We start from the raw sequence: 26,212 nt of genomic DNA, 5'->3' as shown, positions 1-26,212 counted from the left end.
ACACACAAAAGCTGAATAGCATGATAGAATACCCTCATGAAAAAGAGCGTCTCATCTTCACCCTACAAAGGGTATCGCTTTCCGCCCGTGATTATCAGTCATTGCGTGTGGTTGTACTTCCGTTTTTCGCTCAGTTTCCGTGATGTCGAAGAACTCATGGCAGAGCGTGGAGTTGTGCTCACCTTCGAAACCGTCCGTCAGTGGTGCCTCAACTTTGGCCAAATGTATGCCAATGAGCTGAGGCATCGCCGCGCAAAGCCGGGAGACAAGTGGCATCTGGATGAGGTGTTTTTGACGATCAAGGGCAAAAGACAGTATCTGTGGCGTGCGATTGATCAACATGGCAACGTGCTCGATATTCTGGTACAGAGTCGACGCAACAAACAAGCGGCCAAGAAGTTCTTTCGCAAGCTCTTAAAGGGACTCGAGTACGCGCCTCGCGTCATCATCACTGACAAGCTGGCCAGCTATGCTGCAGCTAAGAAGGAAATCCTGCTCAGCGTCGAGCATCGACAACACAAAGGCCTGAACAATCGAGCTGAGAATTCGCATCAGCCCACCAGACAACGTGAACGAACCATGCGACGTTTCACATCTCCTGGTCACGCTCAGCGCTTCCTCTCGGCCTTTGGCCCCATTTCCGATCATTTCCGACCCCGAAGGCATCATCTCAACGCCTCAGAGTATCGTGCGCTTATACAGGAACGATTTGAGATCTGGAATGAGGTTACCACCAAAAAATCAGCTGCATAATGGGCCTTTTCTCCAGTTCCCACCTCCTCTTGTTCTCTCAGCAAGCGTTTTCTCGCTACTTCTCGCTACTTCAAACATTAACTTGACAATACCATCGGAACGGCCCCAGTTCTCTGGCGCGATTGGAATCGCAAATTCTATCGGCGCACCTGCATCCAACTGGTGCGTTCCCAGCACTTGGAGGTAGAGCTTCATCCATCTCTTGCTCCTCCACCTGCTGCGTCGCCTGAAGTCATCTCCCGCGCGCAACGTGCGCACTATCGCCTCACGTTTCAAGAGCGCCTGGCTCGCAATCGGCGCACTCCAACGGCGTGTCAGGTGACGATCACGCTCTTCGGCGTTCCCGATCCCTTTGCCGCTTTTCTTGGTCTCCAGAGCGCCTAACACTTGCCTCTCTGGAGCCATCATGCAGTTCTTTCTCCCTCGGACCGGCTGGCTGCTCCGAGTGGCGTCCCTTTGCCCTTTTCGCCCCTCATTTGCTCTTGCCTGAGTGAGGATGGTATCATAGAAAGAGCGTCGCATGTCGGTGGCGGACAGCGTCAGACATGGAGGCGCCATACTGTGAGAGGATAGACATGTCTATCAGATTCAACCACACGATCGTTGCCGCCCGAGATCGGCACGTCTCGGCAACCTTCTTCACGCACCTCTTTGGCCTTCCCGAACCAACCGCCTGGGGACCATTCGTCTCTGTCAGGCTGGACGAGGGCGTCTTCCTCCAGTTCGCTGAACCAGGCATCAACGACATCCAGATGCAGCATTACGCCTTCCTCGTCGATGACCGAAGTTTCGACGAGATCTATGCGCGTATCCTCCAAGATGGGATCGAACACTGGGCTGATCCCCAGGCAACCCTGCACGGTCGCATCAATACCAATCACGGCGGATGGGGCGTCTACTTCCGCGACCCAACTGGGCACGGCCTAGAAATCCTCACCCGTCCCTATGGTTCGGCCACCTAACGGGCAAGGACACAGCGCTTCATGTCCTGTGTTCGCTGGTTGACAGTACCTCAAGCTTTTTCTGCATCCAGCTTCCTCTGCATCCAGAGGAAGCTGGGCATATACCTCTCGTTGCGCATCGCGTGGGCACATACACAGATTTGGTGAGACTTCTTCAATAACCTTGTAAATACTCTGGAGTTTGCGTTCAAGGAAAGGATCACTTCTGCCCTCATAAGCTCATCCTTCACCAAACCTGTGTATGTGCCAAAGTGTCCAACCTCTTGACGAACCATTAAATGTCCAAATTGGTCAAGACCAATGTCAAATCACACAAGGCGACACCACCCGGGATGAAAACTCACTTCCAGAAGAGTTGCAACAAAATAAAGTGAGGAATAAGGTCCCTGATCTGCCTTTCCTGCTGAGGATAGCTACGCGCCTCGCATATGTTTATGAACTTGATGGCTTTCGCTAAGCATAAGTACAACAAAACAGACCAGCCAGTGGTCGACCATGTAGTCATCACCCGTGGCATGTGGGAGAACTGCATGCGCATGTGTCCATGCGGCCGCCAGCGCAGGCTCGATCCGTGGATCTCCTGCAGGAAGGCTCTCAGCGATGCGACGCCAGCACCAAGCACGACTGGCATTAAGCCCATGTAGGTGAGCAATGAAACCATCGCTGGCATCTGAAACGACTGCCGGAGTAAACAGGGCCGCTGGTTTTTCGTCCGTAATCCCGGGTAGGAAGGCAGCCAACCAGCCAGCAAATCTGTCAGATGGCAGAAGTTGCAACATCAGTTCAGCCTCGACCAATGTAGGTGATAGAAAGTCTGTCCCCGATGGTTCAAATTGACCGGGATAATTGGTATCGCCATCATACCATCGGTGAGCGTTAGCAGTAATGGCTTCGAGCAGTGCGGCATCACCAGCTCGCGCTCGTTCATAGGCATAGGGCAGTGACCGCGAGAGTCCGAAGGCACTATTGGAATGTACACCATGCCGTACTGGATAGGTCGCTTTTGGCAACCAATGTAAAAAATTATTTGTTAACGCTTCGGCTAGTGGAGCAATGTTCGTTGCCCAGCGCCGCGCATCGGGATCATCCCAAGTTATAATTTCATGCACCAGTTGTAATGCCCACCCCCAACCATAGGGGCGTTCGCGGCTACCATTCATCGGATGGCCGATGAACGCCGCCTCTGCTGCCAATGCCTCTGCGGTGAAGTGTTCATCTAGAGCGGCACGAATCTCCTGTTGGGGCACAATGTCGCCAGCACGGCGCAGAAGCCGCACCAATAACCAGTGCATTTCTACACAGGAATGCCAATCGAAGCTGCCATAAAAAGCTGGCGATTGCTCGCGAGGCCGGTGTGGGAAATCACCGGGTGTCTGCATCACATTGTGAACAGCGTACGGAAATTCTCGCTCGATATTGTTCAGTGCCACACGCACATAGTCAGTTGCGTTGGCACGCAATATCGTATCCCATTGAGTGATACTATCCATCATTTTGCTCCTCTCAGTTTTTTCTTACCTTTGCTGTAAATTTTGGAACTCTGTGGGCGGAATCTTTCCAATTCCATGGGCGGCAAAACGTGCAATAGTGTGTAGAAAAAAATTGAGAGTTGCTGTGGGTTCTCTCTTTCGGCTCTGCTGGCTGCTTCGCATTGGTTGCTTGCTCGCCCATTTAATTGTCAAGATTTTTAACAATTCGCCCATTTAATTATCAAATTTACAACACTCAAATGCGGAGAGAGGCCAAATCGGTCTCTTGCCTTTTGTGGGTAGTGACTCCTCTAAGAGGTGATAGGGAGTCGAGTAGTCAACAAGTCTTGGAAGGACCAGAGATGATCAGTCACGCCCAGAGCCATTGCTGGAGATCGATGGTGATAGCGATGAACGCCATCGACAATCTGAAGCGGCAGGCGTAGAGCGTAATGAGCCCGATGGAAATTGTGATCGAAGATCTGCAAGCCGACCAGCGCATCCCAGGTCGCGTCTCGTTTGGCAAAAGCATGCGTCTTGCGGGTCAGCGCATTCAACCGATCACGCAACGCTCCATGAAGTCGCTCCACGTGCACGGTCCCGGCGGGTCCCTGGCTTGCTCCCATCGCGCCATGCGGATTGCTACTGACAGGAGGCGTCCATGCTCATCACGGTGTTTGACTGTTTGCGTCAACGACACGGTGTCAGGCACCACCAACTTGCGCCGTCCGGTTTTGCCCTGACGCGACTGGGGTTGGCGATAGGCACGATGGAGAATGGCCGCATAGCCATGCCAGCCATCACTAAACCAGCAGAGCGGGCGGCGATGGGTTCGCAGGACCGTCCTGCTGACGGCCCGCGTCATCAGGTTCTCGCCCAGCGGTCCGGTGGCACTGGCAACCACGAAGCGGCTCTCCCGATCTTGGACGAGGCAAGCCCAGCGTGCTCCTTCGTCGGACGCCCCTTCAGTCCCCTTTTTTTCTGGACAAACGACCAGAACTCATCGATTTCCACCTGGCTCACGTGCAGATCGCAAGCCATCACCTGCGTCAGGGCCTCGGCATGCTCTGCTGCTCGCTTGAGCCAGACACTGATCGTTTCGTATTTGTGCCCGGTGATCTCCTCGGCAGCCCGCAAGCTGCCGCGCCGCATCACCACCAAGAGCGCTTGCGCTACCTCGGGGGCAGGCGTCTTCAACCCATACATCGGCGTGCCTTGCGTTGCTCCAAAGTACGTCTTACAGGTGCGGCACAGATACCGTTGCCGTCCCCGGTGGCTGCCATTGCGCACAACGCGCGGCCCTGAGCATGCGGGATTGGGACACGTTGGCAGACTGCTCTGCTCCTCTGCTTCTCGCTTGTTCATCGTTCACCTCCTCCTCTCTATTCTATCACCCCCTTCCGGAGTCACTACCCAAATTTCGCTGAGAGGCGATATAGGGTGAGCCGCATCGCGAGTAGACTGTGTCATATATATTGTTCGTCGCCTGGAATACACCTTTTGTCTCAACTGATGATGTGATACTATACCACAGGTAGCACTTCATCATCGTCATGGCTCAGGGATGAGTTGCTTTGGGGAACGAGAAAGGATTTCGCGTACCCGCTATGGGGAATATTTTCGTACCGACAAGACCCTTAACACGGGATTGTTGCTCGAAGGCAATAAAACGGCGAGAGTTCCGCCGCTTCAAAGAGGTTCGAGTTCGTTCGGGAGAGCTCAATGTTCCCGAGAGTGAACTCCAGCCCACTGCTTACGAGCACGTCGCTGCTAGTATTGCAGCCGAAATTCCCGATGCGAAATTCGCTGAGATTCTTCGGGAAAATCCTGAATGGTGGGATATCTTAACAGATCTCCATGAAAGTGATTTAGCAACTGGTGTCTCAGTGAAAGCTCTTGTCCTCAGACACCTGTTCCTCCAGGCATAACAAACGGCTGTACTTGCTGTTCCACTTGTTGTTGTGAATCAGGTAGATGTGTGCCCGCCAACGAGACCGAGCGATCACCATGATTTCCTGCCAGCGGATGTGGCGGGGGAGCTTCGAACCTCCTTTACCAAAGACAGTGCGCTTGGAAACCATAAGCGTGTGCTTGGCGTGGATGAGTAAGGTCCCTTGGGAGCTGTTTCCCAATCGCATTCTGTGCGACGAGGGATTTCCAGCCATGGCTGCCCGCGGGTAAGCAGTAATGTTACACGTTCGTGTTCTAGAGAGAAGGCTCCCCTCTTTTCGCCTTATCCCTCTTTTGCATCTCGAAACCATCTGTACAGAGTTGGACGTGATATTGCTAGTGTGGTGCAAATCTCCATGGGTTTCTTGCCCTCCTCACGCAGCTGTTGGGCAAGTGCGACTTTGGCCGGATCAGGATAATTCAGATGCTGACCATTGGTGCGACCAAGTGCAAAGTGCATCCCCTTTTCCACGCAACGCTGTTTGATACGCAGCACTGTACGCTGTGCAATTCCCACCGATTCTGCAATCTTAACATCCAGTTGTCGTTCTGGCTGACTGCAATCAACCAGGAGCAAGACATGAGCAACTACCCGCTGATATTCGGTCCCCGTAGGGAGCACGACACTATTGAGATAGTCCCGCTCCTCCTTGGTCAAGGTAACGGTATAGCGGCGCATGCTTGTTTGCCTCCTTCTTTTTTGTCTCAGTATATCCATCTTTGCTTACCGGTGCCAAGAAAAGAGGCGAGAAGTCCCATCCGTTTTTTTTGAAACACAAGGTATCTAGTGTCGTTGAAGGATTATCCTCTCTAAGTACCCCTAATAGCGGAATGAGGGGCGGCATAAACCGACCTGGTGCGTTGCAACGCACCAGGTCGGTTCGATGTGTTTGGTCCAGGAGAAAATGGACGTTATTGGGCAGTGAAGGGAGCCTGACCGATTACATAGCCACCCATAATTAGCTCGACCTCATATGTTCGCCCACTGACGAGATTCGCCGGGGCGGTCACCGTCCCAGGAAACCAGCAAGCCGAGGCTAGATACTGTGAAGTACCCGCCGTGGGATCATACCAGGCAATATACGGTCGCTCAGTAACACAGAGCAAATTATTTCCAGTGTTGCTAAAATTCGGAGACTGCACCGAGATGCTTGTGCCAGCGCTTCCCGTGGTAGGCGTAATGATCAGTGGAACGTCAACGACCAGGGGAACGCTTGAGCTAACGGTGCCATCCGACACAGAAACACTTGAAGGGCCTCCCTTGATGTTCGAAGGGATGGTAAGCGAGGCCGTGAAGGTTCCATCGCTGGCAACGGTAGCAGTGCCAACAACACTTGTCGACCCTGCGAGTTGAATGCTGACGGTGGCATTTCCATCAAAGCTTCCGCCGCTGATACTGACCGTGTTTCCCACCAGAACGCTGGTTGGGTTAAGTGAAACGGTGGGTTGTGGCTGCACTTGGTAGGATGCCGTAAATGTGCTAGTTGAAGCAATTGCTTCGATCGTAGCATTGCCGGTAAAAGGGCTGCTCGGGGTAGTAAGGTCAAAAGAGAATGAGCCATCGGCAGCCGCTAGCACTGTTCCCACCTCGACCTGTCCAGCTTGCTGATAGTTCCAATAGAGTGTGATCTGTTCGTTTGCCGGGAAGTTCTGGCCACTGATGGTTCCAGAAGAGCCATAGGCGGCGGTATTATTCTGATTGTAGATATCCGAACTAGCCCAGCTGATGCTTGGTGCAAGAATATAGAAAAAGGCGGTCGCTTTCTCAGAGCCGTCGCTATTTATTGCCTCGACATGATATTGCGGGCCAGGGATAAGGCTGAGAGGAACGACAAGATTTGTCTGAAAACTGCCATCAGCCGCCGTCGTCACTGAAATGCTGGTAGCATTTTTCTGATCGACAATAAAGACATTTAGCGTTTCCCCGGCACGAAATCCGCCGCCAGATACCGGAATAGTGCCACCTGGATTGTTCAACGCATTTACCTGGATGCCAGGCCCCACATTGAGTGGCGCACTGACCTGCAATCCGCTGCTTTCGCCAGTAAATGTAAGGGTATACGAGCCGAGAGGAGCCGAGGGGATAAAGACTTGCCCGTAACTTGGGCTAGCAAAGAAGCCATAATAATTTGCTTGAATCACGCCTATTTGTTGACCGCCGTTGGCATTCCAACTGATAGTGACATTTTCGTTACCCTGGAAGCCTTTGATCTGGAATTTCAGCAACTGTCCGCTACGAATGCCGGCGGCCGCAGTCACAGTAGGTGGCACTACGGTAAAAGTCGTTGTTACCGAGGCAGGTTTCTGTCCTGAGCGCACAACCGTTATAGGATATTTGCCAGGAGCTACATGTGTCGGCGTGATAAATGGAAAAGTGAAAAAGCCACTATAGCTGTCGCTCGTGACCGTTCCGAGAAGGGTACCTGTCGCATCCCCCCAGTAGACACTGACAGTTTCATTCAGCTGAAATGCATACCCAGTTATCGCAGTACTGGTTCCGGGGCCGCCCTGGTTAGGCTGACCCTGGGAAGTATTAAAGAAAATTGTCGGATTGAGGATGATAGGCGCATTTACAACCGCTTCACCAGGTTGGGAACCTTGGGCAAGAACCATGTGCTGCCCCTGCGGGCCGGTCAGCGGTATAGTCACCGAGCCGGAGCAATCGCCATTGCCATTACAGGTCAGATTCCCGAGAGGATAATACAGTTGATCCAGAAAAACAAATACCGTGTCATTCGGCGCAAATCCCTGGCCAGTGATTGTGATCTTCTGCCTGGGACGTACAGTGTGAGGCGACACGCTAATGGTCGGTGTAACAGTAGCAGCGTGCACCTGCGACATCCCACTCTTCGCGAATGGGAAGCCAGCCACGAACGCCACTACCAGGAAAGCGACGACCAGCAAAAGAGCCGGGCGGCGCATCCATGTCTTCATTGTTTTCATCCTTCTTTTCAAGAGAACGGCAATACGAGATATTCAACAAAAATGGTCCCCAGATGGAAAAGGGACACCAGATACATAGACGTATGCAAATTATGCAACTCAAACGGCTGAGTATAACATCGCTTCTTATCGAAAAAATGGTTGTATTTTCTCCATAAACATGGAGATTTCTTATGCCGCAAGATGAGTGATATATTGCGCTCCTATTTCCCAGCCAGGCGTGCGATAACTGGCGCAAGAGTTTCCATATGTGGTTCAGTTACTTCAATATTCGAGATGCCAAAGAGCTCACGCCTCTTTTGTAATTCCTCAACCATTTGATCGGTAGTGCCAATAAGTATATGCAAGCAATCCAGAGCCTGTTCAGCCGTTAAGCCTAGACGACTTCCAATTTTTTGAGCAGCAGGCTGTGGATGGTCAGTCGCTGCAGCAATAAAAATGGTTGAGCTAAACTCTAGTTGCGAGAAACGCTCTCCTGCTGCCTCGCGTACCCATTGCCGTTTTTCTCTATTTGCATCGGGTAGGGCAGATGTCCAGTCCAGGCCCTTAGAATTGTTACGAGCGACTAGTCCTACGATATCAGCTTCCCGCGCAGCAATTGAAAGAATACGCTTCCCGCCACCACCAACATATATGGGAAGATGTGGTTTTTGCATAGTCTTGATAGCCGTTTTCAACCCTTGAATTTGATAGTGTTTGCCAGAAAATGTCACTTGCTCTTCACGGAAATATGCTTTAATGATTTGAAGAGCCTCTTCAAAACGCGAGATGCGGACTCCAACAGGATCTAGAGAGATGCCAGCCTGGTGATATTCTTCAGCGAGGTAGCCACATCCGAGACCAAGCTGAAAACGTCCTTCTGAAAAGAGATCGAGATTAGCTGCCTGGCGTGCCAAGACAATGGGATAGCGAAAGTCATTACAAAAAACATGGCTACCAATACGTAAAGATGTGGCATCTGCAACTGCCATAAGGCCTACAATGGGATCGACATCAAATCCGAGATGATCTGGCATTAGCAAGGTTGTATATCCAAGATCTTCTGCGCGATAAGCCTTGTCAAGCCATTCCTTGCGTGATTTTGCCACCTCCGCTACAATGCTAAAACGGAATGGACGAATGCTTGTCATAGAAAAGAACTCCTTGTCGTGATGAACAAAATAAGCACATATTGGATCGATTGCGTAGGGTAATTGCTCCAGGTCTCCAAAGATTGTTGTTGCTTTAATTGAGGAACAGAGCAGGCTAGTGGTGAAGTATAGAAAGCATCAAGTATTACTACCACAATTAAAACAACATACTAAGGTGATACTGGTTCCAATAAGTTAAAACCCATCAATATGGGCGTTTTGAGTGTAACATATATTCTGCGTTTTTACTTAGATGTTACAAAAAGGTAACAATTTTGGCTACGATTATAAATTGGGAGCTGATGGCCATGAGTAGCTATTTTGTAGAGTTTCTTGACAGAAAGCACCAAGTTTCCTAACATGATCGTTATGACGTAACGCAAGATTCTGAGGTTAGGCATTGATGAGAGCATTCCAATTTTTATCTTCTGTTTTATCCTTTTGCATTAATTGTTAATGTTTCTCTAAAATTTTCTTATTTCGAATTGATAAGCAGAAGAAACAAACTTGTGTGTATTTCATCGAAAAACGTGTTACCTGATAGGATAGGTAATAGCAGCTAAAAGGGAAATTTTGGAATTGCTTAGGAAAGTAAATTATATACTAACTTTCTAATCTAGCTGCTATCGTACCTTTATTATTTTCGTTGCCTGATTCTTCCTCATATTTTGCTAACATACCTGGGTAAAGGAGCAAAGAAATGGCACGCCAGGAACATCTTTATGTTCTCAAACAGGGAACGAACTACTGGAATCAGTGGAGACAGGCAAACCCAAAGATACAACCTGATTTGAGCAAAGCTAATCTCAGCCGGGTGGATTTGAAAGGGGCTAATCTTAGTCAGGTTAACCTGAGCTTTGCCAACCTTATTTCTGCGAACCTCGAAGGTGCCAACTTGAAAGATGCTAATCTCAGTATCTCAATTCTTCGCTCCGCTAATTTGACGGCTGCAGATCTCAGTAACGCGAATCTGACCGGCGCTGATGTCACGGATGCCGATTTGAGACAAGCTAATTTTAGTTTTGCCAATTTGCAAGCAGCGAATCTTACCAGAGCAGATATGCGAGAGACAATTCTTGATGCTGCTAACTTAGATGGAGCTATACTTGACAATGTAAAAAGGCGATCAGGTCTTAGGCGTATCTTTGGTGGCGGTGATTAAGCGCCCTTGCACACTAGGGATTTTTGGGAGAAGATATGTATTTATGACTGTAGTGTGGCTGAATACTTCTCGAAGTGCACCCAGCCACATTTTATGTCATTCTACGTGGCTATTTAGCGATAATTTTTCCTCTCTACGTTTGCTTTAGGCTGTTGTGGAGATTTCTCCTGCGCGGGAGCCGGTTGGTTGTTTTTGACCGGGTTAGAAAGAGATGTGCTGCTCATAAGCTCCAAAATAAGTGGGTCCAGGTGTGTTCCTGTGCGGTTAAATCTAATAGGCTGACCATACTTGGCTTTTTGGATAGCTTCCACCAGACGTGCTGTTTCAGCTCTGGCGCGCTGGAGCTCGTTTTCCGCTTGGCTCAAGCTCTGTAGTCGTGCTAATAAGTTATTGAGCGAGGAGCCAATCGCCCAGAGAACGTTCCCCCGCTTCAATGGTGTGCGCGCGGAGAAATTACCATTAGCTACTTCCACATGCGTTTGCAAAATTTGCTGAATTCCCTCATCCAACTGCTGTTTTAGCGCAATTTCTTGCTGCTGTCGCTCTACCTCGCGGCGCTCTAACTCCGCGATAACTTCTGCACGATCCGCTCGTTTGATGGCATAATTTGCGCTTGTTACCCATAGATAGGTCACAATAGCCACGATGATTTGCAACGTAATAGGACGCAGCAACATATCGTAATGATTAGCTGCCAAAACGGCAGCGAACTCGTTAGTATGTGGTAGGAGTTCGATAGTAGCAACGATAAAAGCACTGTGAAGGAAAAGCATCAAAAATACGGTGGCTGGGGGTAACAATGTGACAGCTACAAACTCAGCCTGTACCAGCAGGTCATATTGTGGTAATGCGTAGGTTGTCAGTCCCCCTGAGCCAAGAGCTGGTCCAAGAATTGAGAGAACGAGTCCTACCTCAATGCCGATAATGACCAGAATTCCGGCAGTAGTAATTTTCCCTGCTCTATTAAAAATCAGCGCAACGATATCAATGAACACGGGAATAAGCAAAATAAAAGCTAAGGCCTTATTTGTTCCAAAGATAGCTGTGGGCTCCGCTGCTAGAACCAAGAGAATAACCACAAGCAGGGTTGCGCTGGTGAGTCTGCCACGACGAGATATATCTCGTTGCTGGAGGGTAGCATTTGCAGGTGCTGGTTTGGGAGCGGTGAAGCGATACCACCATCGTAAAGGACTTACATCCTTCTCAACAGTCTGGGCAATCACTGATACCGTTGATTGCCCGCCTGCATTGTTTTGATTGTCATAAGGGAACTGATCCTTATGAGCCGTGAAGAAATCTCTACTCACGAGGTTTAACCTCCAATACTAAGAGCGACAAAATTACGGGAAATACTTTGAATAGAAGGATTCATATTTATGAATGCGGCGATGCAATAATTGCCTTGAATATTTGGATAGGCAGAGTACATGGACATCGTCGATCAAATCTAAGAATGGAGAGATGAGCTCTCGAATTTCAGACTGGACTTCTTTTTCATTTCAATATGAACACCTTCTATCGCCAACTAGATATGCAATAGCCCTTGCATGTAACTCCTCTCTTGCTTTGCCAGTATTATAATACCAAACTAGGCTTGACAGGTCAAAAAAAGTAGGCTTGAGTATAAATTTTTATACGGGGAGCGGCGAGAAAACCACGAGGTCTTCAGCCTCGTGGATGAACGCCGCTCCTTCGGTCTCATCATTTCTGATGAGGAGTCTGGTGAACTTGAGCTTCCGAAAAAGCTGCCAAACCGCAGACCCGACGAATTCCGAAGAAGCCGCTGAGTCTTCAGCTCAGTGGTAGTTCACTGATATCTGGGCATTAATAACTTACTATGCTTTATGCGCCTGTTTGGGGCTTTTAGTTGCATGGAGGCAATGACAGCAATTATCGAAAAAGTGGCGGCAATGACCCCGAAGGCGAGGGTAAAGTTATTTTTTTGCTCCTCAAGGAGTAACCCAATAATAGGCGGGCCTGCAATTGCTACTGGTGATGCTAATATTGCTATTAGGCCCTGGGCAACGCCTGAACCTATGGGGCTTGTTTTCCCAATAGCCGATGCGGTACTAAAAATCGCGGCGTAGGGCAGTGTTGTGCCTAGTGCGAGCAGAAGTAAGCCGATGCAAGCAAGGGGAAGAGAAGCGATTGGTAGTGCCAGGACACCTAAGCCAAGAAAGGCCATAATTGTTCCCGCTCGAATGAAGTGCAGTGGCTGACGAGTGCGCGCTAGCAATAAACCTCCCAAGGGCCGGAAGACAATGCCTGCGAATAAGCCGATTGAGCCAAATCCTGCTGCGAGTACGAGAGGTAAATTGTACTTAGTCGTAAAATATATGGCAAGCCAGGCCGTAATAGCGTTCCCCAGGCCGAACGTACCCATATTTGCGAGGCCTAGCGCCCAAATAGCAGGCGAGCGAATACCCGTCACAGGATTGGCTTGCTGGTGTGCTTCTCCAATATGATCAGATTTATTTGACGGAACAAAGAGCCATACCACGAAAGCCAGAATACCCAGACCTCCGCTGACGAATAGTGCACCTTGCCAACCAAGAGGTCCTAACAGTTGTGGCGTGACGAAGAGTCCAAGCCCCGCTCCTAGTTGTGCCACTCCTCCATTCAATCCCTGACCTAAAGCTTCATACCGTCCTAACTCTGATGTGGCATGGGAGCCAGCCACCAACGCTGCGCCAGCTCCTAAGCCAATCATAGCCCGGCAAACCACCATCCATGTAAAATTAGGGATTAACGGAAAGAGTAGCGAACCAGCGCTAACAAGTATGAGTGAGCCAAGCATGGTTAAGCGTGACCCAAAGAGATCCGCCAGGAGGCCGCCAGGAATATTTGTGAGAGCAATACCCAGAAAGAGCAACGTCGAAAAAAGCCCAATCTGACCACTATTGATGTGTAGCTCATTTTGTAACACTGGTATAAGTGGCCCATAATTAGTAAAGTTGACACAGACTGCTATCGGGGCTATGCAAATGGCAATGAGCCGCCATGCTATTTGACGACCATTTCGTAGCGAAGGTTTAGAGACGACCAGGTGCTCTTTGGGTGTGGGCTGTTTTATCAGTGTCTGAGATTTAGCTAGCGTCTGAGATTTAGCGCGTGTAAGGTACTCCTGTTTTGCTCCAGGTAGAGTCTGGATAGTTTGTACCTTCGTCTTCAATTGATTACTAGTTTTTTGCTGTACTAGTTGTTTGTATTTTCTTCGAGGTCTAGATTTTGCTGTGACCTTGTATTTTTCAGTATTTCTACTCAACCGTAAGGCCCCTCTAATTCCATTTTAAACAATCATCTCATCTTCTTATAACAAGAAGATAGTGCTTGCGGAGCTATAAGTCAATTTATTGTTACTTATAAGTACCAATGTAGTATAAGTATATGTCAACGGCATTGCTTTTACTGAAGAAAATAGCAAAATAAGTTGACCTGATTTATAAATTCTTTTGAAATTCTCTGGAATTAATAAGTGCTTAGAGTTAACAATTTGCTTTAAAGCGATTCATATTGTGTCAATTTGCCTGAAAGTTTATTTATAAATTTCAAGACTATTCTACATTATATACCACATAAGATACAAATAGCTTATACGCTTGACAGATGGCATGTAGATCTGTTATTTTGAACTAAAGGTTACGCTTGGTAGGCAGCTAAAAGAGTTTTTATCCTATTGGGGAAGGAGTCTATCAGGAATGCTTATTCCCTGATAAATACTCTCCCTCCTTTTCTTCATAGAAAGTAGTAATTGCTACTATTTAGGAGTTATATTGAAAATTTCAATTAGCATGCTCGTATCCTGCAAATATATCAGGTATGCTCCTTGTATAATGGAGCATATTTACCAAGCAGTGTATCTGTTACTGCCCTCTTTGGGCAGTAAATTATATACCTATGTCTCCTCATGAGGAGGAATAATATTCTATGACCGCTTCTCTATCTGGTCATAAAGAGCAAAAGCTTCTTCCGCAAATGATTCTCGATATGAATTATGCTTTTGCTCGTACAGCCATGTTAGTGGCTTCAGTGCGACTTCGCGTTTTTACCCACCTTGCTGAGAAGGCGCTCACATCTGTTGAGCTGGCTTCTCTTACTGGCACTCATCAAGAACCACTGGAACGTCTCTTGAAGGGCTTGGAAGGGCTAGAACTAGTAAAAAGAGAAGGCGACACCTACCGTTTAACCCCTATTGCCAACCTTTTTCTGGTCGAGGGGAAATCCTCTTATCTTGGCGGTGATACCCTGGCTATGGTCGACTATGTACCGGCATGGTTTGAACTCGACCGGACCATGCGCATGGCGGCACCATATCGCGATTTGGGCGATCAAACGACAGCGGAGGCATTTTTCGCCCCGCGTGTCGTCGATCTTTTCCCTCTCGTTTTCCCAATTGCCAGTCGCACAGCGGCCGACCTCCCTTTGAGAAGGCCGAAGGATGCACCGTTACAGGTACTTGATGTTGGCGCAGGAAGTGGCCCATGGAGCGCCGCATTCGCCATGCAATACCCCAATGCTTGTGTAACAGCCCTTGACCTTTCCGAGGTCGTTGCTGAGGGAAAGCAACACATCCTTGCACAGGGACTGGAGCATCGATACACCTGGATTGAGGCGGACATGGAAACCTTTGCGTTTCCCCCTCTTGCATATGATCTGATTCTTTGCGGACACATCTATCGTTTCATTGGTGACGAACGCGCAAAAGCCCTGCTTACCAGGCTGATGCAGAGTTTGCGCCCCGGGGGCACACTCCTCGTTGCAGATGTATTTTATTCAGACGATCGTAATGGGCCTCCTCCTGCGATCACGCTCGATCTTTCAATGCTCGTAAATACCGCCCAGGGCCGTATACGGACCGTAGACGAGATTATGCACTGGTTGATCGAGATTGGGCTGCAGGATGCACAGCGATTTCATGTTGCCGGACCATTTCCAGTGGTCGTTGCGCATAAAGAGGAGAGCTTATAATGCGCCGTGTCGTTATCTCTGGATTGGGAGTGGTTTCACCTGCTGGTATTGGCAAAGAAGCATTCTGGCAAAATTTGCTGGATGGAGTCTCGGGAGCGGTAGCGTTGGATAGGGTGACTTGCTCCCCGCTCTTTGGACATCATGAATTTGGTGCGCAGGCGGTGTGTGAAGTTACGGGCTTTGATCCAGTAACCCACCACGTCCCCACTGCCTATCATTCGGCTGACCGTTTTATCCAATTTGCCTTTGCTGCGGTTCATCAAGCATTTCTTGATGCACATTTGGACCAGGATACATGGGATGTATCACGCGTTGGCGTGACGCTGGCGACTGCCATTTGTGGCACACAGACCCTTGATCTTGAATTTACGAAATCTACGAATGGGGGCAAGGAAGCTTTTCATTCAGAAGGGATTTCCCCTTTCCTCTATTCCGCGGCAATGGGCAACTCCGCCGCTCTGGCTGTCGGCTCACGCTATGGTTTGCAAGGTGAATGTGCCACTTTATCAACCGGGTGTATCGCTGGTCTCGATGCAATCAGTTATGCCTATGAGAGCATTGCGTACGGAGATCACGACGTTATGATCGCTGGTGCATCTGAAGCACCCATCACTCCTATCACTATTGCCGCGTTTGACATTATTAATTGTCTTTCACATCATTCTGACCCGACAACCGCGTCACGCCCATTTAGTGTTGATCGCGATGGCTTCGTGCTCTCAGAAGGCTGTGGTATTGTGGTGCTTGAGGAACTAGAACACGCTCTTGCTCGGAACGCGCCAATCTATGCTGAGATTTTGGGTTGTGACGTTACCGAGCATGCTGTTCACATGACTGATATGTCACCGGAAGGTCGTGACCTTGCACGTGCCATTACGGGGGCATTAGGCAAAGCCAACGTAGAGCCTGAGGCGATAGATTTTGTGAATGCACACGGAACATCCACTCCGCAAAATGATTTTTTTGAGAGCCTGGCCCTGAAAACGTCATTGGGGCAACAAGCCCTGACAATTCCTGTCAACTCAACAAAATCAATGGTAGGACATGCGCTAGCCGCCGCCAGTGCCGTAGAAGTTGTGGCATGCGCAATGAGTATGCAGACACAACGTATTCACCCAACGATTAATCTTGTGAATCCAGATCCGCGTTGTGATCTGGACTACGTTCCAAACCATGCTCGGTCGCATGATGTTCAACGTATGTTGACGACAGCAAGTGGTTTTTCTGGCTTGCATGCGGCTATGGTCCTCGAGTCCTACTCAACAAGGGAAGAATGATGGCAAGAATAGTTATCACTGGTATGGGGGTTATCTCTCCCTATGGGATTGGCTCTGGGATTCTTTGGGAAAAGCTTCTAGCTGGCGAAAATGGATTGAAGCCGCTTACAACCTTTGAGACATCACACATCCAGTGTCGTGTTGGTGGGCAGCTGCTTGATTTTCGCCCGGAAGCCTATCTTAGCCCTCGCCTCATTCGCAAGATCGACCGCTTTTCGACTTTTGGTTTGATTAGCGCATACCTGGCTTTGCAGGACGCAGGATTGTTGTCTGACGGGAAAAAGCCTGTATGGACCCAACAAGAGCAGCATAGCCATCGTGTCGGCATTACGGTTGGCAATAACCTGGGCGGATGGGAGTTTGCCGAACGCGAATTGCGCCATCTCTGGGCTTTAGGGCCGCGTGATGTCAGTCCTCACATGGCAACAGCGTGGTTCCCGGCCGCAGTGCAAGGCAATATGTCTATTTATTTTGGCATCAAAGGTATTGGGCGTACCTTTCTCAGCGACCGGGCCAGTGGCGCGCTTGCGATCATGCATGCCGCCGATTGTCTCCAACGTGGACGCGCAGATATTATGCTCGCTGGAGGAACTGAGGCTCCATTCTCTCCCTATGCCGCTCTCTGCTATGAAACCTCAGGGCTCATGTCAAAGAAAGCTGTAACTGGCTCTCCAGAGACATATCGGCCATTTGATGAAGCGCACGATGGGCTCGTTGCGGGTGAAGGTGCAGCCTTTTTCATTCTCGAACGCGCGGAAGATGCTGAGAAACGCGGCGCCACTATTCTGGCTGAGGTGGCAGGTTGGGCATCAACCAATGATGGTTATCATCCGGTACAACCAGCCCCTGACGGCGAGCGTTACGCGGCGGCTATGACTCGGGCCATGCAGCGAGCCGATGCGTCTGCTGATGAAGTAGATTGTCTCTTTGCAGCGGGATCCGCGGTACCCGATGAGGATGTCTCTGAGACGCGTGCTATTCACTTGGCATTGAGAGAGGCGGTCAGGCGTGTTCCGGTCGCGACACCTAAATCTGCCTTTGGCAATCTCTTTGGGGCGGCATTCCCCGTTGATATGGCGATTGCGTTGCTTGCGATGCAGCACCGGGTGCTTCCTGCGACGCTCCACCTGGATCAGGCAGCACCGGGGTGCGACCTGGACTATGTGCCGCAAACTCCTCGTTCCGTTGACCATCTTGATCGCTGTCTCATTAACGCGCGTGGCATAGGAGGGGCGAACGCTTCTGTGTTACTGCGCACGTGGGCCTAGCGCGCAAAGAAGACGGAATGAATGGGAAGCGCATAGCACACCACACTTTTCTTTTTTCAGGGTAAGCAGTTGTAGTATACGTTGACAATGTGCGAAAGGAGAATCGCAATATGGCTAAAGATTCGGGACAAGCGACAGTTTCTTCACGTGTCTATGAAATTCTTCGCCCTTACGCCGAAGGTATAGCGTTGACTCCAGAGACCCATCTCTCGGATGATCTGAATATCGATTCAATTGAACTTGTGGAAGTAGGCGTCGCGCTAGAAAAAGAGTTCTCTAATAAACGGTTCACTATTACTGGCTTAAAAAGCTGCCCCACTGTTCAAGATCTTGTCAAACTGGTCGAACAGACTGTGGCAGCGGAACAGGTCCAGAGCGTATGAGCGAGTGGCCAAAACAAATAATCTCTGAGGTCGCTGACGGTATCTTCGCGGTCATTCATGGACAGGGGGAAATGGGGGTCTCAAATGCAACCTTCATTGTAGAGCAGGGTAGGGCCTGTGTTGTCGATACAATGACCTTTCCAGAGATGGCGGCACAGATGGCGCAGGCGATTGAGCGCCAGGGAGCACATGTCGATACTGTCTTGAATACGCACCACCATGTTGATCATATGGGTGGTAACGCAGTCTTTACAGGTGCTCGTATCCTGGCTCATCCCAGGTCGATTGACGCAGGACAAAAGTTGGGATTTCCTGTTGCTGTTTATGAGCATTTGATGCCGCGGTTCAAGGAGCATTTTGCCGACCTGGAGCTGGTTATCCCTGAACCCTTGCCAGATCCTATGCCTCTGCCACAAGAAGGTGAAATCCTTACCTTTATGCCAGCTCATACAGCAGCGGATCTCGCTGTATGGTTCCCCAAATCGCGAGTGCTTCTGACTGGCGATGTCGGCTTTAAGGGCGTGGTTCCTCTTGCGCTCAACGGTCTGGTTTCAGGCTGGATAGAGGCCTTGAATACTTTGATTGCCCTGAAGCCTGAGGTTGTGGTTCCTGGTCATGGTTCTCTGGGCACACTTGAAGACCTTCTCGTGTTACGGAACTATTTCACGACCATTCATAACCTGGGGCATGAGGCTGTACAGGCCAAGCTAACATTGCGGGATGCTTTGGCTCAATTTGATCCAGGTCCTTTAGGCAAATGGTTGGAGTCGGAGCGTCACGCTATCAATCTTGAGCGAGCTATGAAAGAAGCAAGAGGCGAAATTAGTCGTATTGATCTCTCAGCTCCGGTTCTTAGTAAACCTCTAGGATGAAGATTAGTGTTGCTCCACGCTTCACACTAAAAGTGACTAGTTGTATGTCAATGCATATTTTGTAGAATGGAGACGAACAATGCCGCAAGCACAAGCATCTATCGTCATTAAACGCGATCCCGATCAGATTTTTGCTATTACCAACGATATTGCGCGTTGGCCAGAACTCTTTAAAGAGTATCGTGGAGCAAAAGTATTATCCTTCCAGCGTAACGGACGCTTTGCCAGAATCGAGTTTGAACTGACAAACGAGGAAGACGAAACCTGGCAGTCATGGCGTATCCTGGACTTTGAAAAGCGCGAAGCTATTGCCCAGCGCGGAACCCCCAAATTCCCATTTTTTTATATGCACCTGACATGGACCTACGAGCCAGTTGAAGAAGGCGTCCGTATGACCTGGATTCAGGATTTTGAGATGGATCCAAAAGCGCCTGTCACAAATGAGCAGGTGCTTGCGAGAATGACAGCGCATATGCAGAACAATCAGGAGCACTTTAAGAAGGTGCTTGAGGCGATGCCAGAGGCGGCGCTGTAGGCTTAATTATTTCATGAAAGAAATGTGAGTGCATGCCTTACAAGGTATGACTCTTTGTGCAAAATAGAAATCAGAAAAGGCAAAAAGCAGTGAGCGAAACAAATACTACCCGCGTTACCACGATCCAGGAAAATCAGCCAATCTGCACCATGATCAATACGTTGACGGTGAAGCCTGAGAACCAGCAGAAGCTTTTGGATTATTTGAGGGCCATGACCGAAGAGGTTGTGGTGACTGCGCCAGGCTTTATCAGTGCCAACTTCCATCTCAGCCAGGATGGCACAAAAATTATCAATTATGCCCAGTGGCGGAGCCTCGCGGATTTGCAGGCAATGCTCGCGAAGAACCCACATCATGTGAAACAGTGTAATGCGCTCGCAGAAAACATTGAAATCAGAACTGACCTTACCGTCGCATACTGCGCATATCCAAGTGAGGCCCTGGTTCACTAGGGTTTGCTGCCTTTGTGTTGCAGGTCAGGTATATACGCAATTTTGCGAAATAGGCTGCGACGGAAAGTGATATTTTAATGTAAAGCGTCTATGGGCAAAATTTGACCCATAGGCGCTTTGCTGCATGATTTTGAATTTATCCATAAATATCCATTCTGCATTCCTTGCCCAAAGGAGGAAATATGGCTATTGCTGAACAGGCGACGCCTGCTAAAGGATCAACAGTGCGCGTGCGTCCGCTCACCAAATTGACCGGCGAGCAGTTCGCAGGTGATTGGACACCAAAGAAAGCCTCTGTACCAGTGTATGATTTACTTTTTGAGCCAGATGTTTCTATCCCTCTACCTGATGGTACAATTTTGCGAGGTGATCTCTATCGGCCAAAAGCCGATGGGACTTTTCCCGCCCTTGTTGCGTGGTCTGGTTATACCAAGGAATTACAGAATACGGGTCTTCCTCTTCCAATTAATGAAGTGGGACAGGTGAGTTACATCGTATCGCGCGGCTATTGTCACTTGACAGTGAATGCTCGGGGAACAGGAAAATCGGGCGGCGATCACATGATGCATTTTTCTCCCCAAGAGCAGAAAGACGTGGCTGATACTATCGAATGGGCAGCGGCACAACCCTGGTGTAACGGAAATGTTGGTATGGTTGGTATGTCCTATTTTGCTGCCATCCAATATCTCGCGGCTGCTCAGCAACCACCACACCTCAAAGCTATTTTCCCCTACCTGGGCTTCACTGATCTCTATCGCCATTTCGCCTATCACGGCGGTGCATTTCATTCGGGATTTTTTGCTCCATATTATGCGTTTGTGGGAGCGACGCAAAAGATGTCCGTGCCTCCTATGTTGCGCCATCTCATGAGCCATATTTTCAATCGGAACTGGATTCAGAAACAAATCACCAGTTTCTTTTTCAAAAACGAAAAGAAGATGCCACAACAAATGCATCCCGAGGAAGCCTGGATGCGTGATTTTGCAGAGTTAGCCTTCGATGAGCCGTATGACGGTCCATTTTACCAGGAAAAATCGGCCTGGCCTGTATTGGATCGTATTCAAGTTCCCGTATGTATAGGAACCAACTGGGCGAATCCAGGTCTACATATGCGTGGAGCTTTTCAGGCCTGGCATGGCATCCAGGCGCCCAAGAAACTTTTTATTGGTCCTCCAGATCCCCGATGGCCATGGTCAAACTATCACGGAGAAGCACTTGCCTGGTATGATCACTACCTCAAAGGGCTTGACACTGGCGTTGATGAGCAGCCCGCCGTGCGATACTGGTTGCAGGGGGCCGATTGCTGGAAAAGCGCTTCTGATTGGCCTGTACCAGAAGCAGTCACGCAACGCCTCTACCTGGCTACTAGCTCAAACGAAAGTGAGGGACCACATAGTTTGCAAGGGGAACTCCCTTCCCAGCAGACGACGCTAAAATTTGCTGCCATCCCACAAGGAATGCAGTATCCCAAAGAATTGGATAAATATACAACCCAGGTTTTAAGCTATCTCAGTGAACCGTTTGGCGAAGAAACTGAACTAACGGGTCCGATCAAGTTGCAGCTTAGACTCGCCTCGACTGCGATTGATACTCATGTTATTGCACGTCTGAGCGACCTTTCTCCCCAGGGGGAAGTTCGCCTACTCTCATTTGGCTGGCTTCAGGCATCGCATCGCAAGATTGATGAGAAGCTATCTCGGTCAGACGAAATTATTCATGAGCATCGCGGTTCAGAGCCGTTGATACCAGGCGATCCTGTCACTCTTTCCTTCAGTTTGACTCCCACTGCCAATCTCTTTAAAAAAGGCCATCGCCTCAAATTGGAAATTGGGAGTCGTCCCGATATTCTTAATGCGACAGTGTTTGACAACTTTATCTATTTCCCATATGAAGCACCGCCATATCCCGCAAGGAATACTGTATTCCATGGCGGTGCGTCAGCCTCCTATCTTGAAATATCGGTTCTAGGCAACCGTTAGCTGACGTGACGACTCCCCACGTATACATGCGGGGCTTCTCAGCAAGTTTCGGCTTGCTGATGGCTCCGTCCGAGCCTATCGTTCGTTGCAACCACGCCGAGCGGCTTGTGGGCTCTAGACTCAGTAGACGGCGTTTCTATTTAAGCGATAGAGGTCTTGTATGCCTTCCTGGAAGGGAAAAATCGCTCTTTTGAGCTAGATACCGAAGAAAGCTAGAGAGCAAGCGCCAACAGAGATTTCTGGTTTGTGCTACACTACGCATGAATCGCATCAAAGATGAGATTGACCCGGAATTGGGGAGGACTCAAACGTGGAAGTTGAGTCAGAGGAGAGACGTGAAAAACGTTAAAACGTTCTATTTATCTTAAAATAAGAAGTGCCAACGTTAAAGCGTAATGTAACGTTTACACATAAACATTATGTGACAATTGATGTTATTTGTCAAGTGTGAGTCTCTTTGCTTCTTCCTGTTTTTCAAAGGTAACTGGGCTAAGATAGCCCAGAGCCGAGTGTCTTCGTTTTCGGTTATAATAGACCTCGATGTACTCAAAAATAGCGATTTTCGCCTCATATCGACTTAAAGAGGGAAAAGGAGCATCACATTCTTCCTTGAGTGTCCCCCAAAAACTTTCGATCATCGCGTTATCATAACAATCTCCTTTTTACTCATGCTGATCTGAATATGATGCTGGCACAGCAAGGCTTGATACGCCAGGCTCGCATATTCGCTGCCACGGTCGGAGTGATGGATCAGGTCAGCTTCAGGCTGGCGTCGGGAAAGCGCGAGATGAAGTGCGGCTTTTGCTAGCTCTGCATCATGATGCTCACCCATCGACCATCCGACAATTTTTCGTGAAAATGCATCTATTACCCCTGCAAGATAGAGCCATCCCTCGCGTGTCTCGATATAGGTAATATCTGACATCCACTTCTTATTCGGTGCAGAAGCTGCAAAATCACGTTGGAGGAGATTGGGTGCAATCGGCAACGCATGATCGCTGTCCGTTGTTCGGACTTTTCGCTTCTTTTTCCTAGCACTCAGCTCCTTCTCTCGCATAATTCTTGCAACTCGTTTTCTTCCACAAGAAATCCCGTCCTCCTTCAAATCAGCATGGATGCGAGGACTTCCATAATGGCCCCTATGAGAATGATACGCATCTTCAATCGCTCCGCAAGTCGTTCATCTTCTCGCTTTCTCTGGCACTTTCCTCTTTTACGCCAGTTAGAGTATCCATTTTCTGATACTTCTAATACGTGACACATGCGAACAATAGGAAAGAGATAGCGATGCTCATCAATGAACTGAAATTTTACGGATGGGGTTGCGCAAAGATGCTTACCGCTTTTTTTAATATATCCCTTTCTTGCCGTAATATTTCTAGTTCACGCTTTAGATTTCTCATTTCCTCTTCTGTTGGTGTTTGATGTCCCTTTCCAGGAAAAGCTTCCTCACCTCGTTCACCAAATTCTTTACACCATTTGCTTAAAGCACTGTCAGATATGCCGAGATCTCTCGCTATTTGTGTTTTACTTTTTCCACTGGTTTGAACAAGCTGAACAGCCTGCTGCTTGAATTCTCTCGTATAAGTCGGTTGAGATTTGCCCATGAAACCCTCCTGGTTGTATTGTAGCAATTTTCTCTTCCCCGACTCCCCAATTCCGGGTCAATCTCACTTTCAAATCGGGGCAATCTCAACTGCTCCCGACTACAAAGGGTTCCGTTTCCCTTCTGAGATTATCAGCCACGCGGTTTGGTTGTATTTCCGCTTCTCACTCAGTTATCGTGATGTTGAGGAACTTTTGGCCCAGCGAGGGATCGTCGTGACCTATGAAACAGTGCGCCAGTGGTGCCAGAAATTTGGGCAAACCTATGCCAATGAACTGAAACGCCGTCATGGAAAGCGAGGAGACACGTGGCACTTAGATGAGGTCTTCCTCAAAATCAACGGGAAAACCCACTCCCTGTGGCGGGCGGTTGATCAGGATGGCAATGTGCTTGATATCCTCGTCCAAAGCCGGCGCAACAAGCATGCTGCCAAAAAGTTCTTTCGTAAATTGCTCAAAGGCTTGCAATACGTGCCGCGGGTTATCATTACCGACAAACTCGCTAGCTACGCCGCCGCCAAGAGGGACATCATGCACAGTGTCGAGCACCGCCAGCATAAGGGCTTGAACAATTGTGCGGAACGTTCGCACCAACCAACCAGGCAACGAGAGCGCACCATGCGACGCTTCAAATCCCCTGGCCATGCGCAACGCTTCCTCTCTGCGTTTGGTCCGATCTCCGATCATTTTCGGCCCAAACGCCACCGTCTGAACGCCTCGGTCTCTCGTGCCCTCATGCAGGATCGCTTCCAGGTTTGGAATGAGGTAACCAGCGGGAAAACAGCAGCTTAAGAGAAAACCACTCTTCTCAACCTTCCACCTTCTCCTTTCCTCTCATCATTCTTTTCAGAAAGGCTCTTCCATTATCTCGCTAAGTTGACAATATCCGTCTCAGCGGCAGAGGTTGGCCTGGATGGGCCACAAGATCTTTGCGCAACGAGGCAAAGAGTTCTGGAGAGCTACAGTGCCATGAAAGTGGCCCGCTGGGTGTGCGCCGTGAGGCGCGTTATGATATTCCTGCCTGAGGCAGGAGGAACTGGGGAGAAGTTCCTGGGTTACTGGCATACCTAACGGGGAAACCCAGAGGGGACCAAGCATGCCAGGTAAGCGGGGCATGTCCGAAAGCGTTGTAGGACAGGGCATTCGTAAGACCCGCTCCCTATGAGTAAAGCTGAATTGCCTGAACTCGAATCCCGACGGGGTGCATGTGCCCACCCATCGGAAGAACGCTTGAAACCGATGTCACGTTCTGTACCGGCATGAACCGGAGGCTGATACACTCCCTGAACGTGAACGGGGACCAACGAGGTCATTCAAGGGATGAGTCGAGGCTCTAAGGGGAGCTAGGACGTATCATGACGACGTACCACGGGATCACCTTCCTGTCGCGAGACAGATGGTGACAGAACTGCCGTAGTGAGTCGTGGGAGTCACGCCCCACCAGGGAATGCCGGAAAGCGGCATGCAGGGCAAAGGGCAGTAGGAGGAACAGATCAGAATTGCTAGGGTTGCAAGGCCGCGAAATGCATAAGTCCTTGCTTATTCCCGATGCTATGATTTGTCTCCTCTGGAAAGCCGAGTGCGTAGAAATGCGCCTGCTCGGTTTGGGAAGGGGGCAACGGAAAAGGTCCAAGAGGAACCTCGCCGGTGCCCTACTTCATTCGGGAAGAGACCGTTGGAAAAGGGCTGAGTTCAGGATACCGCCTGGCATTCCAGGTAGGTCGGAACAGCATCAGTACCTCGCTGGCGGTCTACTTCATCTGGACCTCGTAAGCTTGCTCGTCTCATTGATGAGCAATAAAGACGAACTCTTGGCCGGGGCGGTCGGGGGCATCTCGAACCGCTTCCACCGTTAATTGAGCACGGGAAAGTGTCTCTGTAACTTCTGATTGAGTGCGGAACCGTAACGTTGACTCGGATGTCATTGTGCTCCCGTCCTTATGAAATATGTATATGCTGCGAAAAGAGACGAGCGGTAGCTGCACGTTCACCCAATCCACCCAGGACTCGACCGTGCCGATTTCAGGCGCTTCAATCGTCGTGTAGGTCTGCTCTCGGTTCAAGCCCTTCCATACTTCCTTATCTGGATTCCGCGTCTCAAAGACAAGCCTCCCATGCGGGCGAAGTGCATCGCGACACGCGCGAAGAGTCGCCATCCATTCCTCGTCCGTAACGAATACTTGTGCCACATTGCCAGTCATCGTGATGAGGTCAGCACTCAATCCTTGAAGCTGCTTTGCAGTACCCGTGATCCAACGAACTCGGTCGGCATACGCTTTCCGCTTCGCAACGCTCAACGAGGCGGCAGCCGGATCGATGCCAACGACCTCTTTTCCAAGTGCCGCAAGGCGACAGGCAAGATTCCCAGTTCCGCATCCCAAGTCAATAACAGAATGAGCGTGGAACTCATCTGCCATGGCTAGATAGATATGGAGCAAGGTCTGGTCGATCCAATCCCTCGAAGAGGTCATAGAGTTCGGCAAGTTTAGACTCGGCAAATACAG

24 protein-coding genes and 1 pseudogene are annotated in these 26,212 nt (G+C 49.5%); 13 read left to right on the top strand and 12 right to left on the bottom strand.

Annotated features, from left to right (window positions below; translation table 11 throughout):
• Window positions 1-36 precede the first annotated feature (36 nt).
• Window positions 37-753 carry an IS6 family transposase gene (locus KRAC_RS42175; protein ID WP_007917964.1) on the top strand — a complete coding sequence of 239 codons (717 nt, stop codon included), beginning with the start codon at window positions 37-39 and terminating at the stop codon, window positions 751-753.
• Here the strand turns inward: KRAC_RS42175 and KRAC_RS42170 are convergent.
• On the bottom strand, window positions 742-1,161 hold the full coding sequence (locus KRAC_RS42170) for a hypothetical protein (protein ID WP_007917963.1): 420 nt from the start codon (window positions 1,159-1,161) through the stop codon (window positions 742-744). The genes KRAC_RS42175 and KRAC_RS42170 overlap by 12 nt on opposite strands.
• Before the next feature lie 167 nt (window positions 1,162-1,328).
• On the opposite strand from KRAC_RS42170, the gene KRAC_RS42165 reads away from it, so the two are divergent.
• Window positions 1,329-1,715 carry a VOC family protein gene (locus KRAC_RS42165; protein WP_007917962.1) on the top strand — a complete coding sequence of 129 codons (387 nt, stop codon included), beginning with the start codon at window positions 1,329-1,331 and terminating at the stop codon, window positions 1,713-1,715.
• A gap of 413 nt (window positions 1,716-2,128) precedes the next feature.
• On the opposite strand, the gene KRAC_RS42160 is transcribed toward KRAC_RS42165, so the two are convergent.
• From KRAC_RS42160 to KRAC_RS42130, 7 genes are all read right to left on the bottom strand, one after another.
• On the bottom strand, window positions 2,129-3,208 hold the full coding sequence (locus KRAC_RS42160) for a DUF2891 domain-containing protein (protein WP_052569101.1): 1,080 nt from the start codon (window positions 3,206-3,208) through the stop codon (window positions 2,129-2,131).
• Window positions 3,209-3,495: 287 nt separating this feature from the next.
• Entirely contained in the window at window positions 3,496-3,753 is a 258-nt protein-coding gene (locus tag KRAC_RS77020) for a hypothetical protein (RefSeq protein ID WP_244422495.1), read from the bottom strand.
• A complete protein-coding gene (locus KRAC_RS77015) occupies window positions 3,738-4,088 on the bottom strand; it encodes a hypothetical protein (protein WP_244422494.1) in 351 nt (116 codons plus the stop codon). The genes KRAC_RS77020 and KRAC_RS77015 overlap by 16 nt, the downstream gene beginning before the upstream one ends.
• Window positions 4,049-4,549, bottom strand: coding sequence for an IS1/IS1595 family N-terminal zinc-binding domain-containing protein (locus tag KRAC_RS42150; RefSeq protein ID WP_007905782.1), 501 nt, complete (start codon window positions 4,547-4,549; stop codon window positions 4,049-4,051). Before KRAC_RS42150 ends, KRAC_RS77015 begins: the two co-directional genes overlap by 40 nt.
• 868 nt (window positions 4,550-5,417) lie before the next feature.
• Window positions 5,418-5,813, bottom strand: coding sequence for a helix-turn-helix domain-containing protein (locus tag KRAC_RS42140; protein WP_007917956.1), 396 nt, complete (start codon window positions 5,811-5,813; stop codon window positions 5,418-5,420).
• 233 nt (window positions 5,814-6,046) lie between these two features.
• Window positions 6,047-8,068, bottom strand: a complete 2,022-nt coding sequence (locus tag KRAC_RS42135; protein ID WP_007917954.1) for a hypothetical protein — start codon at window positions 8,066-8,068, stop codon at window positions 6,047-6,049.
• 212 nt (window positions 8,069-8,280) lie between these two features.
• Window positions 8,281-9,207, bottom strand: coding sequence for a TIGR03621 family F420-dependent LLM class oxidoreductase (locus KRAC_RS42130; protein WP_007917953.1), 927 nt, complete (start codon window positions 9,205-9,207; stop codon window positions 8,281-8,283).
• A 700-nt stretch (window positions 9,208-9,907) separates the two neighbouring features.
• On the opposite strand from KRAC_RS42130, the gene KRAC_RS42125 reads away from it, so the two are divergent.
• Window positions 9,908-10,369 (top strand): pentapeptide repeat-containing protein, encoded by a 462-nt coding sequence (locus tag KRAC_RS42125; RefSeq protein WP_007917951.1) that lies wholly within the window; start codon window positions 9,908-9,910, stop codon window positions 10,367-10,369.
• A 113-nt stretch (window positions 10,370-10,482) separates the two neighbouring features.
• Here KRAC_RS42125 and KRAC_RS42120 read toward each other — a convergent pair whose 3' ends face one another.
• Together KRAC_RS42120 and KRAC_RS42115 are read right to left on the bottom strand one after the other, a co-directional pair.
• Complete coding sequence (locus tag KRAC_RS42120; RefSeq protein ID WP_007917949.1) at window positions 10,483-11,676, bottom strand: methyl-accepting chemotaxis protein; 1,194 nt, start codon at window positions 11,674-11,676, stop codon at window positions 10,483-10,485.
• Window positions 11,677-12,176: 500 nt separating this feature from the next.
• Window positions 12,177-13,541, bottom strand: coding sequence for an MFS transporter (locus KRAC_RS42115; RefSeq protein WP_040446977.1), 1,365 nt, complete (start codon window positions 13,539-13,541; stop codon window positions 12,177-12,179).
• 755 nt (window positions 13,542-14,296) lie between these two features.
• Here KRAC_RS42115 and KRAC_RS42110 point away from each other — a divergent pair.
• The 8 genes from KRAC_RS42110 to KRAC_RS42075 all read left to right on the top strand — a co-directional run bounded on the left by KRAC_RS42110 (window position 14,297) and on the right by KRAC_RS42075 (window position 22,103).
• The gene (locus KRAC_RS42110) at window positions 14,297-15,337 is read left to right on the top strand and encodes a class I SAM-dependent methyltransferase (RefSeq protein ID WP_007917937.1); all 1,041 of its coding nucleotides are present in this window, start codon (window positions 14,297-14,299) and stop codon (window positions 15,335-15,337) included.
• The gene (locus KRAC_RS42105) at window positions 15,337-16,614 is read left to right on the top strand and encodes a beta-ketoacyl-[acyl-carrier-protein] synthase family protein (protein ID WP_007917935.1); all 1,278 of its coding nucleotides are present in this window, start codon (window positions 15,337-15,339) and stop codon (window positions 16,612-16,614) included. The genes KRAC_RS42110 and KRAC_RS42105 overlap by 1 nt, the downstream gene beginning before the upstream one ends.
• Entirely contained in the window at window positions 16,611-17,882 is a 1,272-nt protein-coding gene (locus KRAC_RS42100) for a beta-ketoacyl-[acyl-carrier-protein] synthase family protein (RefSeq protein WP_007917933.1), read from the top strand. The genes KRAC_RS42105 and KRAC_RS42100 overlap by 4 nt, the downstream gene beginning before the upstream one ends.
• A gap of 110 nt (window positions 17,883-17,992) precedes the next feature.
• On the top strand, window positions 17,993-18,265 hold the full coding sequence (locus KRAC_RS42095; protein WP_007917931.1) for an acyl carrier protein: 273 nt from the start codon (window positions 17,993-17,995) through the stop codon (window positions 18,263-18,265).
• Entirely contained in the window at window positions 18,262-19,137 is an 876-nt protein-coding gene (locus tag KRAC_RS42090; protein WP_007917929.1) for an MBL fold metallo-hydrolase, read from the top strand. The genes KRAC_RS42095 and KRAC_RS42090 overlap by 4 nt, the downstream gene beginning before the upstream one ends.
• 79 nt (window positions 19,138-19,216) lie before the next feature.
• Window positions 19,217-19,672, top strand: a complete 456-nt coding sequence (locus KRAC_RS42085) for an SRPBCC family protein (protein ID WP_007917926.1) — start codon at window positions 19,217-19,219, stop codon at window positions 19,670-19,672.
• Window positions 19,673-19,761: 89 nt separating this feature from the next.
• Window positions 19,762-20,124, top strand: coding sequence for an antibiotic biosynthesis monooxygenase family protein (locus tag KRAC_RS42080; RefSeq protein ID WP_007917924.1), 363 nt, complete (start codon window positions 19,762-19,764; stop codon window positions 20,122-20,124).
• 182 nt (window positions 20,125-20,306) lie between these two features.
• Window positions 20,307-22,103, top strand: a complete 1,797-nt coding sequence (locus KRAC_RS42075; protein WP_007917922.1) for a CocE/NonD family hydrolase — start codon at window positions 20,307-20,309, stop codon at window positions 22,101-22,103.
• 434 nt (window positions 22,104-22,537) lie between these two features.
• Here the strand turns inward: KRAC_RS42075 and KRAC_RS80110 are convergent.
• Window positions 22,538-23,710 (bottom strand): annotated as a pseudogene (locus KRAC_RS80110) (IS3 family transposase).
• On the opposite strand from KRAC_RS80110, the gene KRAC_RS42055 reads away from it, so the two are divergent.
• Both KRAC_RS42055 and KRAC_RS78725 read left to right on the top strand, forming a co-directional pair.
• A complete protein-coding gene (locus tag KRAC_RS42055; RefSeq protein ID WP_007917921.1) occupies window positions 23,709-24,500 on the top strand; it encodes an IS6 family transposase in 792 nt (263 codons plus the stop codon). The pseudogene KRAC_RS80110 and the gene KRAC_RS42055 overlap by 2 nt on opposite strands.
• Window positions 24,501-25,355: 855 nt before the next feature.
• Window positions 25,356-25,481: a hypothetical protein gene (locus KRAC_RS78725; RefSeq protein ID WP_274532181.1), complete on the top strand. Its 126-nt coding sequence runs from the start codon at window positions 25,356-25,358 to the stop codon at window positions 25,479-25,481.
• 11 nt (window positions 25,482-25,492) lie between these two features.
• On the opposite strand, the gene KRAC_RS42050 is transcribed toward KRAC_RS78725, so the two are convergent.
• The gene (locus tag KRAC_RS42050) at window positions 25,493-26,179 is read right to left on the bottom strand and encodes a class I SAM-dependent methyltransferase (protein WP_007917915.1); all 687 of its coding nucleotides are present in this window, start codon (window positions 26,177-26,179) and stop codon (window positions 25,493-25,495) included.
• Between the last annotated feature and the right edge of the window lie 33 nt (window positions 26,180-26,212).

The sequence above is a fragment of the Ktedonobacter racemifer DSM 44963 genome (assembly GCF_000178855.1).
GTDB lineage: Bacteria > Chloroflexota > Ktedonobacteria > Ktedonobacterales > Ktedonobacteraceae > Ktedonobacter > Ktedonobacter racemifer.
The sequence above is the reverse complement of the archived record's forward strand: the minus strand, read 5'-3'. Positions and strand labels throughout refer to the sequence as shown.